Source organism: Streptomyces sp. NPDC006529, assembly GCF_040611795.1.
GTDB lineage: Bacteria > Actinomycetota > Actinomycetes > Streptomycetales > Streptomycetaceae > Streptomyces.
Genome location: NZ_JBEXPB010000002.1, coordinates 347441 through 362932, shown reverse-complemented (window position 1 = coordinate 362932; position 15492 = coordinate 347441). Strand labels below are relative to the sequence as shown.

General features: G+C 72.0%; 14 protein-coding genes. 7 read left to right on the top strand and 7 right to left on the bottom strand.

Annotation, left to right across the window (positions count from 1 at the left end):
• Positions 1 to 91 precede the first annotated feature (91 nt).
• Together ABZY31_RS03640 and ABZY31_RS03635 are read right to left on the bottom strand one after the other, a co-directional pair.
• Positions 92 to 478, bottom strand: coding sequence for a WhiB family transcriptional regulator (locus tag ABZY31_RS03640; protein ID WP_356404392.1), 387 nt, complete (start codon positions 476 to 478; stop codon positions 92 to 94).
• Positions 479 to 678: 200 nt separating this feature from the next.
• A complete protein-coding gene (locus ABZY31_RS03635) occupies positions 679 to 1386 on the bottom strand; it encodes a DUF1707 domain-containing protein (protein WP_356404390.1) in 708 nt (235 codons plus the stop codon).
• Between the two features lie 150 nt (positions 1387 to 1536).
• On the opposite strand from ABZY31_RS03635, the gene ABZY31_RS03630 reads away from it, so the two are divergent.
• Positions 1537 to 3204 carry a fumarate hydratase gene (locus tag ABZY31_RS03630; protein WP_356404388.1) on the top strand — a complete coding sequence of 556 codons (1668 nt, stop codon included), beginning with the start codon at positions 1537 to 1539 and terminating at the stop codon, positions 3202 to 3204.
• A 33-nt stretch (positions 3205 to 3237) separates the two neighbouring features.
• Here the strand turns inward: ABZY31_RS03630 and ABZY31_RS03625 are convergent, their stop codons facing one another.
• From ABZY31_RS03625 to ABZY31_RS03615, 3 genes are all read right to left on the bottom strand, one after another.
• A complete protein-coding gene (locus ABZY31_RS03625; protein WP_356404386.1) occupies positions 3238 to 3489 on the bottom strand; it encodes a hypothetical protein in 252 nt (83 codons plus the stop codon).
• Positions 3486 to 3842, bottom strand: coding sequence for a hypothetical protein (locus tag ABZY31_RS03620; protein ID WP_356404384.1), 357 nt, complete (start codon positions 3840 to 3842; stop codon positions 3486 to 3488). Before ABZY31_RS03620 ends, ABZY31_RS03625 begins: the two co-directional genes overlap by 4 nt.
• 161 nt (positions 3843 to 4003) lie before the next feature.
• Positions 4004 to 5527 (bottom strand): ricin-type beta-trefoil lectin domain protein, encoded by a 1524-nt coding sequence (locus ABZY31_RS03615; RefSeq protein ID WP_356404382.1) that lies wholly within the window; start codon positions 5525 to 5527, stop codon positions 4004 to 4006.
• 108 nt (positions 5528 to 5635) lie between these two features.
• Between ABZY31_RS03615 and ABZY31_RS03610 the strand changes: the two genes are divergently transcribed.
• The 3 genes from ABZY31_RS03610 to ABZY31_RS03600 all read left to right on the top strand — a co-directional run bounded on the left by ABZY31_RS03610 (position 5636) and on the right by ABZY31_RS03600 (position 10571).
• Positions 5636 to 7048 carry a class II fumarate hydratase gene (locus tag ABZY31_RS03610; protein ID WP_356404380.1) on the top strand — a complete coding sequence of 471 codons (1413 nt, stop codon included), beginning with the start codon at positions 5636 to 5638 and terminating at the stop codon, positions 7046 to 7048.
• A gap of 101 nt (positions 7049 to 7149) precedes the next feature.
• Positions 7150 to 7902, top strand: a complete 753-nt coding sequence (locus ABZY31_RS03605; protein WP_356404378.1) for a DUF402 domain-containing protein — start codon at positions 7150 to 7152, stop codon at positions 7900 to 7902.
• A gap of 275 nt (positions 7903 to 8177) precedes the next feature.
• A complete protein-coding gene (locus tag ABZY31_RS03600; protein ID WP_356404376.1) occupies positions 8178 to 10571 on the top strand; it encodes a SpoIIE family protein phosphatase in 2394 nt (797 codons plus the stop codon).
• Between the two features lie 93 nt (positions 10572 to 10664).
• On the opposite strand, the gene ABZY31_RS03595 is transcribed toward ABZY31_RS03600, so the two are convergent.
• The gene (locus ABZY31_RS03595) at positions 10665 to 12956 is read right to left on the bottom strand and encodes a transglycosylase domain-containing protein (RefSeq protein ID WP_356404375.1); all 2292 of its coding nucleotides are present in this window, start codon (positions 12954 to 12956) and stop codon (positions 10665 to 10667) included.
• Between the two features lie 231 nt (positions 12957 to 13187).
• On the opposite strand from ABZY31_RS03595, the gene ABZY31_RS03590 reads away from it, so the two are divergent.
• The 3 genes from ABZY31_RS03590 (at position 13188) to ABZY31_RS03580 (ending at position 14911) form a co-directional block, all read left to right on the top strand.
• On the top strand, positions 13188 to 14099 hold the full coding sequence (locus ABZY31_RS03590) for an SPFH domain-containing protein (RefSeq protein WP_356404374.1): 912 nt from the start codon (positions 13188 to 13190) through the stop codon (positions 14097 to 14099).
• Positions 14099 to 14389 carry a hypothetical protein gene (locus tag ABZY31_RS03585; protein WP_356404432.1) on the top strand — a complete coding sequence of 97 codons (291 nt, stop codon included), beginning with the start codon at positions 14099 to 14101 and terminating at the stop codon, positions 14387 to 14389. Before ABZY31_RS03590 ends, ABZY31_RS03585 begins: the two co-directional genes overlap by 1 nt.
• Before the next feature lie 78 nt (positions 14390 to 14467).
• Positions 14468 to 14911, top strand: a complete 444-nt coding sequence (locus ABZY31_RS03580; RefSeq protein ID WP_356404373.1) for a hypothetical protein — start codon at positions 14468 to 14470, stop codon at positions 14909 to 14911.
• 30 nt (positions 14912 to 14941) lie between these two features.
• On the opposite strand, the gene ABZY31_RS03575 is transcribed toward ABZY31_RS03580, so the two are convergent.
• Entirely contained in the window at positions 14942 to 15397 is a 456-nt protein-coding gene (locus ABZY31_RS03575) for a hypothetical protein (RefSeq protein ID WP_356404371.1), read from the bottom strand.
• Between the last annotated feature and the right edge of the window lie 95 nt (positions 15398 to 15492).

Genomic DNA, 15492 nt, shown 5'->3' with positions numbered 1-15492 from the left:
GACCACGGGCCCGGGGGCGGAGCCCCCGGCAACGGCGCCGCACCGGCGACCCCGCGGCAGCGACCGGCTCAGCCCGCGGCCGGCGCCCCGCTCAGCCCGCGGCAGCGACCGGCTCGGACCCCGGCCCCTGCCGAAGCTCGGCGGCCCGCCGCCGCCGCCGGGCCAGCACCACGCGCCGCTCGGCGGCGGTGAGCCCGCCCCACACCCCGTACGGCTCCGGCTGGAGCAGCGCGTGCTCCCGGCAGGCCACCATCACGGGGCAGCGGGCGCAGACCCGCTTGGCCGCCTCCTCGCGCGCGAGCCGCGCCGCGGTCGGTTCCTTCGAGGGGGCGAAGAAGAGCCCCGCCTCGTCCCTGCGGCACACCGCCTCCGCGTGCCATGGGCCGTCCTCTTCCCTCGCGGGCGTCCGTGGGCCCGGAATACCCCGGACGCTCTGCACGGTGGCTACCTGCAGGGACTGATGCGGCGGATGCTGCACGGTCTACTCCTGACGACGTATTCGCGAGCGAGAGACGATGCACCTGTCCCTACCCGCTGTACGCGCCCCTATGCACTGTGTGCCACCCGGCGGAAGTTCGACCGGAATCCGCCGTATGCGGAAGCCAAACGGAACCATTTCGGCCGTGCTCGCGACCGCCGGCGCCCCCGGCACCACCGGACGCGCCCGGCCATCCGTCGTCAGCCCAGCCGCTTGCGGAACCGGTCCGCGAGGTCGACGAGCCGGGCCCCCCGCTTGCGGCGCGCCTCGATGTTGCCGAGGACGGTGAAGCCGCGGACGATCACGACGGGCGCCTGCGGGTCGGTGGCGGACTCCCCCTCGCCGCGGACCTCGAAGTTCCCGAGCACGCCGCTGCCGTAGCCCCGCAGGGTCACGTTCTCCGGGACGCGGACCTCGACGTTGCCGAGGACGCAGGTCACGTTGATCTCGGTGACCTGCTGCTCGAAGACGGCCTCGCTGAGGTCGAGGGTGATGTCGCCGAAGACCGAGACGGCCCGGGTGCGCGCCGCCGGGCGCCAGCGGCCCTTGCGGGCCGAGCTGCTGAAGACCGCCACCACGTTCTCGGCGTACGCGCCAGCGGGCGGGCCGGAAACCGGCCAGGCCGGACCGGCTGCGGGCGCGGGCGGGGCGTGAGCGGCTCCCGGGGCCGCCGGGAGGTCGCGCACCAGCACCTCCAGTTCGGCCACCGTCTTGACGGCGTAGAGGGAGTCGAGGCGCTCCGCGTGCTCCTCGGCGGTCAGCCGGCCCTCGGCGAGGGCGTCGCCGATGATCCCCGCGATGCGGTCGCGGTCGGCGTCGGAGGCGCGCAGCGCGACGGACGCGGAGTCGGCCGCGGGCGCGGGCGCGGCGACGGGCACGGGCGCGGCGGGGTGCTTTTCGAGGTCCACGTCCGCCAGCATAGCGAGACACGATAGATCGCGATACTGGCGAGTGAGCCTTACCTCACAGAGGAAGCCGGGGAAAGAGGTCCTAGGCTGGTGGGCGCGCTGCCAATCGGGCGTCAGCGCGCTGTCTGCCGAGTGAGGAATGGCCACACGATGCCGGAGTTCGCGTACACCGACCTGCTGCCCCTGGGCGAGGACACCACCCCCTACCGGCTGGTGACCGCGGAGGGCGTCTCCACCTTCGAGGCCGACGGCCGTACGTTCCTCAAGGTCGAGCCCGAGGCGCTGCGCCTGCTCGCCGAAGAGGCCATCCATGACATCCAGCACTTCCTGCGCCCCGCGCACCTCGCGCAGCTGCGCCGGATCATCGACGACCCCGAGGCGTCGGCGAACGACAAGTTCGTCGCCCTCGACCTGCTGAAGAACGCGAACATCGCGGCGGCGGGCGTGCTGCCGATGTGCCAGGACACCGGCACCGCGATCGTGATGGGCAAGCGCGGCCAGAACGTGCTGACCTCGGGCGGCGACGAGGCGGCGCTCTCGCGCGGCATCTACGACGCCTACACCCGGCTGAACCTGCGGTACTCGCAGATGGCCCCGCTGACCATGTGGGAGGAGAAGAACACCGGCTCGAACCTGCCCGCGCAGATCGAGCTGTACGCCACCGACGGCGGCGCGTACAAGTTCCTCTTCATGGCCAAGGGCGGCGGCTCGGCCAACAAGTCCTTCCTCTACCAGGAGACCAAGGCGGTCCTCAACGAGGCCTCCATGATGAAGTTCCTGGAGGAGAAGATCCGCTCGCTCGGTACCGCGGCCTGCCCGCCCTACCACCTGGCGATCGTGGTCGGCGGCACCTCGGCGGAGCACGCGCTCAAGACCGCGAAGTACGCCTCGGCGCACTACCTGGACGAACTGCCCACCGAGGGCTCGGCGCTGGGCCACGGCTTCCGCGACGAGGCCCTGGAGCAGCAGGTCTTCGAGCTGACGCAGAAGATCGGCATCGGCGCCCAGTTCGGCGGCAAGTACTTCTGCCACGACGTGCGCGTGGTGCGCCTGCCGCGCCACGGCGCCTCGCTGCCCGTCGCGATCGCCGTGTCCTGCTCGGCCGACCGCCAGGCCACCGCGAAGATCACCGCGGAGGGCGTCTTCCTGGAGCAGCTGGAGCGCGACCCGGCCCGGTTCCTCCCCGAGACCACCGACGAGCACCTGAACGAGTCCGCGGACGTCGTCTCCATCGACCTGAACCAGCCGATGGACGACATCCTCGCCACCCTCACCCGGCACCCGGTCAAGACCCGCCTGTCCCTGACCGGCCCGCTGGTCGTGGCGCGCGACATCGCGCACGCCAAGATCAAGGAGCTGCTGGACTCGGGTGCGCCGATGCCGCAGTACCTGAAGGACCACCCGGTGTACTACGCGGGCCCGGCGAAGACCCCCGAGGGCTACGCGTCCGGCTCCTTCGGCCCGACCACGGCCGGCCGGATGGACTCCTACGTCGAGCAGTTCCAGGCGGCGGGCGGCTCGAAGGTCATGCTGGCCAAGGGCAACCGCTCGCAGCAGGTGACCGACGCGTGCGCCGCGCACGGCGGCTTCTACCTCGGCTCGATCGGCGGCCCGGCGGCCCGCCTCGCGCAGGACTGCATCAAGAAGGTCGAGGTCCTGGAGTACGAGGAGCTGGGCATGGAGGCGGTCTGGCGGATCGAGGTCGAGGACTTCCCCGCCTTCATCGTGGTCGACGACAAGGGCAACGACTTCTTCCAGAACCCGGCCCCGGAGCCCACCTTCACCCACATCCCGGTCCGCGGCCCGGGCCTGGCGTAGCCCTCCCCAGCCGGGGCGGCGCCGCCGCCCCGGCTATAGGCAGGTCACCTGCCGGATGTACACGCACTGGCTCCTGGGGACGGTCAGGTAAACGAACATGCCGTCGTCAAGGTTCGTCACGGCACCCTTCGGCCCCATCTCGCGGTAGGCCCTACCGTCCAGGTACAGAGCCTCGGCTGCTCGTACGAGCTCGTCGGCGGCCTTTTCCACTTCGGCTACGAAGGCCGGCGGGGCGCCGGCCGCGACGTGCTCCTCGCTGGGGTCGTACTCCCACCTCCAGGTCACCCGGTCACCGCCTGCTCCGCCTCGGCCTCGACTGCGGCCAGTTCGTCCATGGCGGAGCGAAAGCCCGGATCTTCCTTGCCGGTGGTGCGGTGGATGGCGCCCAGAGCTTCGTTGCGTCGGCCGAAGAGGTCCGGGCGCCGTTCGATCTCGACCTCGCGCATCCACCAGTCGAGCCAGTGGGTGAGGTGGCCGACCTTTCCGCTGCGGATCGCGGCGGCCAGCGCGTTCTCCTTGTGCTGCTCCAGCTCCGCCAAGCGGTGCGGGGCGATGCGGGCGAGGGCGACACGCACGGCGTCCGGGGTGCGCTCGGGGCGCGGGATGAGTGCCGCGCCGGGGTCCGGCTGTGTGGTCACGGTGTCCTCCAAGGGGTACCCGGGCCAGCGTATCCACTTCTCGATGCCATCCGGGCTCAGGCGTCGGGCGGGCGCGGGTACGGAAACACCCGGCCGGGGTGCGCCGGCCGGGTGGGGGTGCGGGGGTGCGGGCCTACGGGGGTGTCGGCCCGCCGGGGTGGTTACGCGAAGCGCTGGTTCGCCGAGCCGTTGCAGGGCTGGAGGCGGACCGGGTCGTGGGCGGCGGCCACGGTGAGGCACATGCCGGGGGCCGCCTGCGGGTGGAGGGTGGCTCCGTCACGGACGAACTGCTGGTTCGCGCCGCCGTGGCAGTTCCAGAGGACGAGGGCGGTGCCCGCGGCGTAGTTGCCGCCGGGGGCGTCCAGGCAGCGGTCCTGGGTCAGCTCGACGTGGAGCGACTTGCGGGGGGCGTCGTACCACCAGCCCTGGTTGCGGCCGCCGTGGCAGTCCCAGCCGAGGAGCGCGGTGCCGTTGGCGCTGGAGCCGGCGTTGGTGTCGACGCAGGTGCCGGTCCCGGCGTTCTTCAGCGGCTTGTAGAGGTCGTCCCAGGCCCCGGCCTGCAGGACGGGGGTGCCGGTGCTCGCCGGGTCGGCGCAGGAGGCTTCGCGCAGGCCCGAGCCGTAGAGCTGGGTCAGGCAGGACGCGAAGGCGGCGTGGCCGCGGGCGTTGGGGTGGAAGGACTGGCGGGCGGTGTTCTCGTCCCACGGGAAGTGGTCGCCGAGGTCCAGGTAGAGGCCGCGGGCCCAGGCGTCCTCCATGCAGACCTCGTGGCCGTTGAAGAGCCGCGAGTTGTCCAGGTAGGTGGCGCCGGAGGCGAGGGCGGCGGCGCGCATGCCCTTCTCGAAGGCGGGTACCGCGTAGTTGCGGCCCCACGAGGCGTCCGAGTCGTAACCCGCGCAGCCGCCGGGGAGCTTGCCGGGGAAGTTCGGGTTGTCGTTGAAGTCGGGGCCGATCGGGCTCGGGTAGCCCATCACGACGAGCTTGTAGTCGGTGTCGGCGTAACCGGCGCCGCGCATGACGGTCTTGAGGTCGGCGACGGTCGCTTCGACCTTGGGGCGCAGGCCGTCCACCCGGGCCTGCCAGCCGGGGCCGTACTTGGGCTCGCAGGTGCCCTGGCTGAGCACCCAGCGGGTGACGCAGTCGGTCATGACGGGGCCGAACTGGAGGTCGTCGTTGGCCCCGGCGACCAGCAGGACCATCTTGATCCGGGTGTTGCGGGCCTTGATGGCGAGGTTGTCGCTCTGGACCAGCTCGTCGGCGTACTGCTTGCTGCCGCCGATCCGGATGTTGCCGGTGTAGCCGCCGGAGCAGGCCACGTTGAAGGTGAGGTCGGCGGGGATGCCGGTGCGGTGGATGGCCGAGTCCGGCGAGCGGTGGCACTGGTTGGAGGAGGTGTTGGTCGCGGGGTCGTACGCGCCCACCCCCTCGCCGGAGATCTCGCTGTCGCCGAGCGAGATGAGACCGGTCTTGCGGTCGGCCACCGGGCGGATCGCCGGGTCCCCGTAGATCCTGGTGGCCTCCGCGGCGCGGATCGCCTCCAGTTCGGGCGGGAGGGCCGTCGCCGCGGCCGGGGCGGCGGTGGCCGCCTGGGCCATGGGGGTGATGGCGGTGACGCCGCCGAGGGCGGCCGCGATCGCGGCGGCCGCGGCGAAGGTAGATCTGAGCCTGGGTGTGGTGCGGGCCATGGATGTCTCCCCGGTGTCAGGTGTTACCCCCGGTATTTACTGGCCGGTAGGGGAGTTGGGAACACTTCGAACACGACAATTGCTCAACTTTTTGAGGAGGCCACGAACATGACCGAGAACCAGCAGGGCCGCGAGGACGCCGGATTCCGCGTGGAGCACGATTCGATGGGCGAGGTGAGGGTTCCCGCCGACGCCAAGTGGCGCGCCCAGACGCAGCGCGCCGTGGAGAACTTCCCCGTCTCGGGGCAGCGCCTGGAGCGCGCGCACATCGCCGCCCTCGCCCGGGTCAAGTCCGCGGCCGCGAAGGTCAACGCGGAGCTGGGCGTCCTGGACGCGGACATCGCCGGGGCCATCCGGTCGGCCGCCGCCGAGGTGGCCGAGGGGCGCTGGGACGCGCACTTCCCGGTGGACGTCTTCCAGACCGGGTCCGGGACCTCGTCCAACATGAACGCCAACGAGGTGATCGCGACGCTGGCCACCGAGCGGCTCGGCCGCGACGTGCACCCCAACGACCACGTCAACGCCTCGCAGAGTTCCAACGACGTCTTCCCGTCCTCGATCCACATCGCCGCCACCGCCGCCGTCACCGGCGAGCTGATCCCCTCCCTGGAGCACCTCGCGGCCGCCCTGGAGCGCAAGGCCGAGGCCTTCGCCGAGGTGGTCAAAGCGGGCCGCACCCACCTGATGGACGCCACCCCGGTGACGCTGGGACAGGAGTTCGGCGGCTACGCGGCCCAGGTGCGCTACGGCGTCGAGCGGCTCCGGGCGGCGCTGCCCCGGCTCGCCGAACTGCCGCTGGGCGGCACCGCGGTCGGCACCGGGATCAACACCCCGCCCGGGTTCTCCGCCGCGGTGATCGCCGAGGTGGCCGCCGCTACCGGGCTGCCGCTCACCGAGGCGCGCAACCACTTCGAGGCCCAGGGGGCGCGGGACGCGCTGGTGGAGACCTCCGGCATGCTCCGTACGATCGCCGTCTCGCTCACGAAGATCGCCAACGATCTGCGCTGGATGGCCTCGGGACCGCGCACCGGATTGGCCGAAATCAATCTCCCGGATCTCCAGCCGGGCTCTTCGATCATGCCCGGAAAGGTCAATCCGGTCGTCGCGGAGGCCGTCCTCATGGTGGCCGCCCAGGTGACCGGAAACGACACCACGGTCGCGGTGGCGGGCGCGGCGGGCAATTTCGAGCTGAACGTGATGCTGCCGGTGATGGCCCGCAACCTCCTGGAGTCGGTGCGGCTGCTGGGCAACGTGAGCCGGCTGCTGGCCGACCGCACGGTCGACGGAATCACCGCCAACGCGGCCCGGGCCAGGGAGTACGCGGAGTCCTCGCCCTCCGTGGTGACCCCGCTGAACCGCTACATCGGCTACGAGGAGGCGGCCAAGGTCGCCAAGAAGGCGCTCGCGGAGCGCAGGACGATCCGCGAGGTCGTCCTGGAGTCCGGCTATGTGGAACGCGGCTCGCTCACCCTCGAACAGCTCGACGAGGCCCTCGACGTGCTGCGCATGACCCGCCCCTGAGTTCCCCGGACGAGGGCCGGATTTCGGTCGAATGCCGTCCCCCAACCCCTCCGTGACCTGCAACGCAGCGGGCCCGGGGGGCTCCGCCCTAAGATCTGCGCATGACAGGTACCGGAGGCCGCGGGGGCGGCGCGTACGACGGCGTGGACGACGGCCCGTACGACGGCACGGACGGTGCCGGGGCGTACGGCGGCCGGGGCCCGCGCTGGGCGCCCGGGGAGCACATCCTGTGGCGCTACCGGGACAACGCACCCGGCCTGAAGGGGCCGGTCCACATCTGCCGCCCGGTGACCGTCGTGCGGGACACGCCCGAGCTGCTGGCCGTGTGGATGGCCCCGGACACCGAACTCGTCCGGCCGGTGCTGACCGACGGGACGCCGGTCCACGAGGAGCCGCTGGCCACCCGCTACACCGCCCCGCGCACCACCGTGCGCTCGCGGTGGTTCGGCACGGGCGTGCTCAAGCTGGCCCGGCCCGGCGATCCGTGGTCGGTATGGCTGTTCTGGGACCACGGCTGGCGTTTCAAGAGCTGGTACGTGAACCTTGAGGAGCCCAGGACCCGGTGGTCCGGCGGCATCGACTCCGTGGACCACTTCCTCGACATCTCGGTGTACCCCGACCGCACCTGGACGTGGCGGGACGAGGACGAGTTCGCGCAGGCGGTGCGGTGCGGGCTGATGGACGACGCGACGGCGGACCGGGTGCGGGAGGCCGGGCGCGCGGCGGTGGCACTGATCGAGGAGTGGGGGGCACCGTTCTCGGACGGCTGGGAGAACTGGCGCCCCGACCCGGGCTGGAAGGTTCCGGTACTGCCCGGGGACTGGGACCGCACTCCGGCCCATATGACCTCATGAGACCCTTGGTGCGCCCACGGGTTCCAAACGTAGGATCGTCCTCCGCAAGCGTGCAGACAGGGCCTCCTGCGAGGGTGTACACCCGTAATTGACGTGCTGTGCGCGGGACTTGACCGGAGGTCAACGCGAGGCGAGAGGGAACGAGAGGCGCGGGGCCCCCGGACGAGGCGGGGGAGGTGCCGCGGGCGACGGTGCCCCGGCCGCTGAACGGGTATACCGCGACTGACCGAGTTGAGTGCAGCGCACATCCAGCGCAAACGGACGGAATTCCACGCGTGACGGAGTACCCCACCTCTTACGAGGGCCCGCAGCCTGCCGCGGCGGCCGCGACACCGGCGCCGGGCGGCTCCGACCTGCCCGGGCCCCGCCCGGTCCGGCGGGGTGCGACCGCTGCCGGTGCGGACACCGGACCCGGTCCCCGCACCGGTTCCCCCGCCGGCCCCCGCGCCGGTTCCCCTTCCCGATCCGATGACCAGGGCCACGGCAAGGCGCCCGCCCCGGCCGCCCAGGACACCCGGCCCGGCCCGCCGGACTCCGCTTCCGATGCGGGTTCCGGTTCTGGCTCCGGGTCCGCCTCGGGGTCCGGGTCCGCTTCCGGGATCCCCGCCGCCCGCCGCGGTGACGCCGGCCCGGGGCGGGACGGGAGCGCCCGGGACGTGGGCGCCGCCCGCAACGCCGGCGCGGCCCCGGACACGTCCCCCGGCGGCCCCGACAACGCCGCGCCCGCTCCCGGGCCGGGGAGCGCCGTGCCCGCCGGGACCGCCGTACCGCTCGGCCACGACCCGGCGGCGCCCTCCGCGCCGGATTCCGGAACGGGTTCCGCAATGGGCTCCGGTTCCGGCGACCACGGCGGACTGACCGGTGTCCCGGACATGAGCGCCGCGCGCCGCGAGGGCGACCGGCTCCGCTTCGTCGGCGCCGCCACCCGCAGGATCGCCCGCGGCATCGACCTCGACGAGATCGTCCTCGGCCTGTGCCGGGCCACCGTGCCCACCTTCTCCGACGCGATCCTCGTGTACCTGCGCGATCCGCTCCCCGTCGGCGACGAGCGCCCGGTCGGCCCCGTCGTCTTAAGGCTGCGCCGGACCGACCGGCTGCGCCCGATCGACGACCTCACCGACGCCGTGCGCGGCGGCGACACCACCGGCGCCGGGCTCGACCTCTCCACGGTCACCGGAGCCGGGGGCGAGCTGGACTTCAGCCAGCTGGCGCTCGTCGGTCCGCAGGGCGACCTGCCCGCGGCCGAGCTGTGCGAGATCCGCTCCGGCGGAGCCCTGGCCGAGGTGCTGCGCGGCGTACGGCCCGTCTTCGGGTCCTCCGCGGCGGCCCGCGCCGCGCTGCCCGAGCTGCTGGGCGCCGAGCACCCCGTACCGCGCGGCCAGCGGGCGATCCTGGCGCCGCTGCGCGGCCGCCGCCGGGTGATCGGCGCGGCGGTGTTCCTGCGCACCCCCGAGCGGCCCGCCTTCGAGCAGAACGACCTGCTGGTCGCCGCCCAGCTGGCCACGCACACCGCGCTCGGCATCGACAAGGCCGTCCTGTACGGCCGCGAGGCCTACATCGCCGACGAGCTCCAGCGCACCATGCTCCCGGACAGCCTCCCCCAGCCCACCGGGGTCCGCCTGGCCAGCCGCTACCTGCCGGCCGCCGAGACGGCCCGGGTCGGCGGGGACTGGTACGACGCCATACCGCTGCCCGGCAGCCGGGTCGCCCTGGTCGTGGGCGACGTCATGGGCCACTCCATGACCTCCGCCGCGATCATGGGCCAGCTGCGCACCACGGCGCAGACCCTGGCCCAGCTGGACCTGCCGCCCGCCGAGGTGCTGCACCACCTGGACGAGCAGGCCCAGCGGCTGGGCTCGGACCGGATGGCGACCTGTCTGTACGCCGTCTACGACCCCGTCTCGCACCGGATCACCATCGCCAACGCCGGCCACCCGCCGCCCGTCCTGCTGCACCTGGGCGGCCGCGCCGAGGTGCTGCGGGTGCCGCCCGGCGCCCCGATCGGGGTCGGCGGCGTGGACTTCGAGGCCGTCGAGCTGGACGCGCCCGCCGGAGCCACCCTGCTGCTCTACACCGACGGCCTGGTGGAGTCCCGGCTGCGGGACGTCTGGACCGGCATCGAGCAGCTGCGCGAGCGGCTCGCCACGACCGCGCAGCTGACCGGGCTGGACCACCCGCCGCCGCTGGAAGCGCTCTGCGACGACGTCCTGGACATGCTCGGCCCGGGTGACCGGGACGACGACATCGCGCTGCTGGCGGCCCGCTTCGACGGGATCGCGCCCAGCGACGTCGCCTACTGGTTCCTGGACCCGGAGGAGACCGCTCCGGGCCGCGCCCGGCGCTTCGCCCGCCGCGCCCTGTCCCGCTGGGGCCTGGAGGAGCTGAGCGACTCGCTGGAGCTGCTGGTCAGCGAGGTGGTCACCAACGCCGTGCGGTACGCGGAGCGGCCCGTCACCCTGCGCCTGCTGCGTACGGACGTCCTGCGCTGCGAGGTCGGCGACGACTCCCCGCAGCTGCCGCGCCAGCGCCGGGCCCGGGACACCGACGAGGGCGGCCGCGGCCTGTTCCTGGTCAACCGGATGGCACGGCGCTGGGGTGCGACCCGGCTGAGCAGCGGCAAGGTCGTGTGGTTCGAACTCGCGCTGCCGGGGGCGCCCGACCGGCGCTGACCGGCGTCCGGCTCCGGCCGGCCGTCCGTACGCGAAAGCGCCGCCCGGCAGCGGGGATGCTGCCGGGCGGCGCTTTCGTGTCCTGGGCCTCCCCTACGGGAACGGCGGGAACGGGTTGGTGCGCGTCGGGTTGGGTGACGAGTGGCCCGGGTTGGGCGAGGAGTGGCCGGGGTTCGGCGAGGAGGTGCCCGGGTTCGGGTTCGCGCTGCGCGAGCTGGTGGCGGTCGGGCTCGGCGTGACCGGCGCGGACGCGCTACGGGTGCTGCTCGGCGACGGGGTGCGGCTGGCCGAGGCCGTCTGGGTCGGCGTCGGGCTCGGGGGCGGCGTGCCCATGTCCGCGTCCGGCAGCTCGAACTTGACCGTGTCCACGCCCGAGAGCGCGGCCAGCGTGTACGCCTTCCAGATGGCGGCGGGGAAGCTGGAACCGCCCGCGCGGCCGAGACCGGCGGTACCGGTGAGGGTGACCTGCTTGCCGGTGCCGACCTCTTCACCGAACATCGCGACGACCGTGACCAGTTCCGGGGTGTAGCCGGTGAACCAGGCGGCGACGTTGGACTCGGTCGTACCGGTCTTGCCCGCGGCCTGGTAGGCGTCGCTGTAGACCTTGTTGCCGGAACCGTCGGTGACGACGCCGGTGAGCACCTTGGTGACGGTGTCGGCGGTGGAGGTGTCGATCACCTGGTCGCCGATGGTCTGCACCGGCCTGTAGGTGCGCGCGTGGTTCTGGGCGCTCTTGATGATCGACGGGGTGACCTTCTTGCCGTGGTGGTCGAAGGTCGCGTAGACCCCGGCCATCTCGACGGTGCTCGCGCTCATGGTGCCCAGCGCCATGGCGGGCTTGTCGGCGGGCCAGCCGTCGCGGTCCCTCATGCCGAGGTTGAGGCCCATCTCCTTGACCTTCTCCGGCTTCGCGTCGACGGTCATCTGCGCGTAGACGGAGTTGACGGAGGAGTTGGTCGCCTTCTGCACGGTGACGCTGTGGCCGATGTCCCAGTAGTTCTGCTGGTCCTGGTTCTCCGGGGAGAACGGGGTGTCGCTGCCGACGACCGGGCGGCCGCTGGTGCCGTCGTAGAGGGTGCTCGGCGTGATCGGCTTGCCGTCCTGCGTCTTGGCGCCGTTCTGCAGGGCGGTGGCGAGGACGACCGGCTTGAAGGTCGAGCCGGGCTGGAAGTCGGTGCGCAGGGCGTTGCTGGACCACTTCTCGCCCTGGCCGGTGCCGCCGTACATCGCGACGATCGCGCCGGTCTTGGGGTCCACCGAGGTGGCGCCCGCCTGCACGTTCTGGTCGATGGGGCGCTCCGCGGTGTTCTTGCGCTCCAGCTTGGATTCCAGCTCGTCGTTGACGGCCTTCTCCAGGGCGGCCTGCTTCTTCTTGTCGATGTTGAGCTTGATCGTCCAGCCGCCGGCGTCGATCGCGGCCTTGGGCACCCCCTGCCGGTTCAGCTCGGCGTCGGCGGCCTCCATCAGGTAGCCCTTCTGGCCCTCGCGGCCGGGGGCCGGCTTGGGCTTGATGGGCTCCTGGAAGTGCAGGGTCTTGCGCTTGGCCTCGTCGAGCTTGCCCATGCCGACCATGTTGTCGAGGGTCGCGTTGAAGCGGACCATGACGAGGCGCTTGCCGTTGGGGCCCGCGGTCGCCCAGTCGTAGGAGCTGGGGGCCTGCAGGACGGCCGCCAGGTAGGCGCCCTGCTCCAGGGTCAGCTTCTGGGCGTCGACGCCGTAGTAGGCCTGCGCGGCCGCCTGGATCCCATAAGCACCGCGACCGAAGTAGCTGGTGTTCATGTAACCCTCGAGGATCTCGTTCTTCCCCAGCTTCTGGTCGGTCTTGAGGGAGATCACCATCTCCTTCAGCTTGCGCGTCGCCGTCTGGTCCTGGTTCAGGTAGTAGTTCTTGACGTACTGCTGGGTGATCGTCGAACCACCGGCCTTGCCCTTGCCCGTCACCGTGGAGAGGAAGCCGCGCACCAGGCCCTTGAAGTCGATGCCCTGGTCCTTGTAGAAGTTCTTGTTCTCGATCGCGATGAACGTGGTGCGCACGTCCTCCGGGACCTTGTCGAAGGGCAGGATCTCGCGGTTGTACTTGCCCGTGCGGGTCATGACGGAGCCGTCGGACCACTGGTAGACGTTGCTCTGGAGCGTCGCCTCTTCGTTGGGCTTGGGCGCGTCGACGTAGAAGTAGAGGCCGACCGCCGCGGCCATGCCGAGCAGGACCATGCCGAAGAACGCGCCGAGGATCTTCTTCCAGGTGAAGAACCTGCGTATGCCGGTCCGTTTGCCGGTGCCGGCTCCCGCACCGCTCTTCCCGCGGCCGCTCTTCGGCGCGCGTCCGCGCGGCGCACGCCGTGTCCCGCGCTGCTGCTGCGCCCGTCGCGCTTCTGCTCGGCCCATCGCTCCCGCTCCGCTCAATAACCCCCGACGTCAGCTCAGAAAGCTAACACCGGCGGCTGTGACAAGGGCTGCACAATCCTGATCAAAAAAGGTCAATCCGGACGTGAGAATCAGCACCCACGCTCAACGAACCGACGCCTAGCAGACCAGAAGAGTTGCGGTGGGCCAAAAAAGTGATATCACTTTGCTAAGGAGTCGGACCGACTCCGACGGACCGAAACGGGGCGAACCATGACGAACAACACCGATATGCCGGAACCGCAGGTACGGGAGTACCCGGCGCGGAGCGTGGGCGGCGGGCTGGCCCTGCTGCTCGGACTGCTGGGGCTGGTGCTCGGCGGCGGGCTGATCGCCACCGGCGCCGTCCTCACCGCCGTGGGCGCCAAGGCGGGCCTGATCGCCTTCGGGGTCGTCGTCATCCTCGGCTCCCTCTACGCGATGTGCGGGCTCAACACGGTCGCCCCGGGCGAGGCCCGCGTGGTCCAGCTCTTCGGCCGCTACAAGGGCACGATCCGCACCGACGGCCTGCGCTGGGTCAACCCGCTGACCTCCCGCGACAAGATCTCCACCCGCGTCCGCAACCACGAGACGGCCGTCCTGAAGGTCAACGACGCCTACGGCAACCCGATCGAACTGGCCGCGGTCGTGGTCTGGAAGGTGGAGGACACCGCACGGGCCTCCTTCGAGGTGGACGACTTCACCGAGTTCGTCGAGACGCAGACCGAGGCCGCCGTCCGGCACATCGCCATCGAGTACCCCTACGACGCCCACGACGAGGGCGGCCTCTCCCTGCGCGGCAACGCCGAGGAGATCACCGAGAAGCTCGCGGTCGAACTGCACGCCCGGGTCGAGGCGGCCGGCGTCCACATCATCGAGTCCCGCTTCACGCACCTCGCGTACGCCCCCGAGATCGCCTCGGCCATGCTCCAGCGCCAGCAGGCCGGCGCGGTCGTCGCGGCCCGTCGCCTGATCGTCGAGGGCGCGGTGGGTATGGTCGAGCTCGCCCTGACCCGCCTTCAGGAAGAGGACGTCGTGGATCTGGACCCCGACCGCAGGGCCGCCATGGTCTCCAACCTCATGGTCGTCCTCTGCGGTGACCGCGCCGCCCAGCCCGTCGTGAACACCGGCACCCTCTACCAGTGATGCCGGGAGGCGAGCCGACGGCCCCCGGGGGGCCGGGCGAGGAGGAGCGGAGCGCCCCCGCCGCCGGCGCGGCCGGGGGCCCGGCCCGGCGCGCGCCGCGCAAGCAGGTGCTGCTGCGGCTCGACCCGCAGGTGTACGACGCGCTCGCCCGCTGGGCGGGCGACGAACTGCGCAGTGCCAACGCCCAGATCGAGTTCCTGCTGCGCCGCGCCCTCGCGGAGTCCGGCCGCCTCCCCTCCTCCCCGGGCCCCCTCCCCCGCCGCGGCCGCCCGCCGAAACCGGCTCCCTAGAGGGCACTCGCGTAGGTTTCTCGGGTCCTGAGTCAACGTACTCATGCCGCGAGAGACCTCCTGGGCAAGACTGCGGGCATGAGTACCCCACACGCAGAGCCACGGACCGTGATGGTGATAGCGGCCGTCACCGGTGCGGTGCTGGCCTGCGGTGTCGTGCAGCTCTTCTCCTGGGTCGAGCGTCACAAGGCCCACGCCTGCGAGTGGATGGACGGCCTCTGTTGGACCTGGTGGGACGGGGCGGCCATCCCTCTCGCCGTGACGACTGCCCTGATCGCCCTGATGGTCGCCTACGAGGGGCTGGACATAGAGACCCGGCTCGCGCTCGTCCTGCCGACGATCGCGCTGGCGCCGTTCCCGCTCACCGCCGCCCAGGCGGTGGGCGCAGGGTGGGCCGCCAACCTCACCGGTGCAGCGTGGGCATGCCTTCTCGCGCTGGCCGCGTGGAGCCGCTACAGGATCCCGGGGCTCTCGGCCTCGGCTGCCCTTCTCCTCGCCTCGCTCGTCGTGCTGTACCGCTGACCACCGCGCGCCGGGGGATTGTGCGCATGGTCAGGCCCCCGAAGGGGGTGAGGGCTGGGTGGCCGGGTAACGGACAGCGCAGCCGGCCGAGACGACGGCTGCTGCCAGCGAAGCGAGCAGCACCGAGGTGATCCAGAGCGGCACGAGCTGAACCGTGGTGCCGTCCGGCCAGGTGCACACCGCTGACGGGGGGAAGGCCCTGCTGGTGATCGTGACCCCGGCGTTCGACCCGTCCTCGTGGGAACGCGGGTCGAAATGACCCGCGCGCGCCGTGGCACAGGCGCGCGCGGGCCGGGTCTCGAACCCGCTCATGCTCCCCGCGGCAAGGGCGAGCACGCCGACGCACAGGCAGAGCACCGCGGCCTCACCGAAGCGGGCCGGACGGGTACGGGCGTACGCGGCCCGTCGCCTCACCAGCAGGTGGACCACCTTGGCCACCAGGAGCGCGGCGGCGGGCACGGACAGGACGATGGCTGCAATCAGCACGCTGGGCTCCGGCGGTCGGCTGTGGCGGCATGGCTGTCGGTACAGGTACAGGGTGGTGCGGCCTGGAGCCGCCCTGCCAACCGCAACCCCCTATA

Excerpts from the sequence above, each read along its gene's own strand:
- ABZY31_RS03630 (WP_356404388.1), top strand. The coding sequence starts at position 1,537 with ATGCCGGAGTTCGCGTACACCGACCTGCTGCCCCTGGGCGAGGACACC.
- ABZY31_RS03615 (WP_356404382.1), bottom strand. The coding sequence starts at position 5,527 with ATGGCCCGCACCACACCCAGGCTCAGATCTACCTTCGCCGCGGCCGCC.
- ABZY31_RS03610 (WP_356404380.1), top strand. The coding sequence starts at position 5,636 with ATGACCGAGAACCAGCAGGGCCGCGAGGACGCCGGATTCCGCGTGGAG.
- ABZY31_RS03605 (WP_356404378.1), top strand. The coding sequence starts at position 7,150 with ATGACAGGTACCGGAGGCCGCGGGGGCGGCGCGTACGACGGCGTGGAC.
- ABZY31_RS03595 (WP_356404375.1), bottom strand. The coding sequence starts at position 12,956 with ATGGGCCGAGCAGAAGCGCGACGGGCGCAGCAGCAGCGCGGGACACGG.
- ABZY31_RS03590 (WP_356404374.1), top strand. The coding sequence starts at position 13,188 with ATGACGAACAACACCGATATGCCGGAACCGCAGGTACGGGAGTACCCG.
- ABZY31_RS03585 (WP_356404432.1), top strand. The coding sequence starts at position 14,099 with ATGCCGGGAGGCGAGCCGACGGCCCCCGGGGGGCCGGGCGAGGAGGAG.
- ABZY31_RS03580 (WP_356404373.1), top strand. The coding sequence starts at position 14,468 with ATGAGTACCCCACACGCAGAGCCACGGACCGTGATGGTGATAGCGGCC.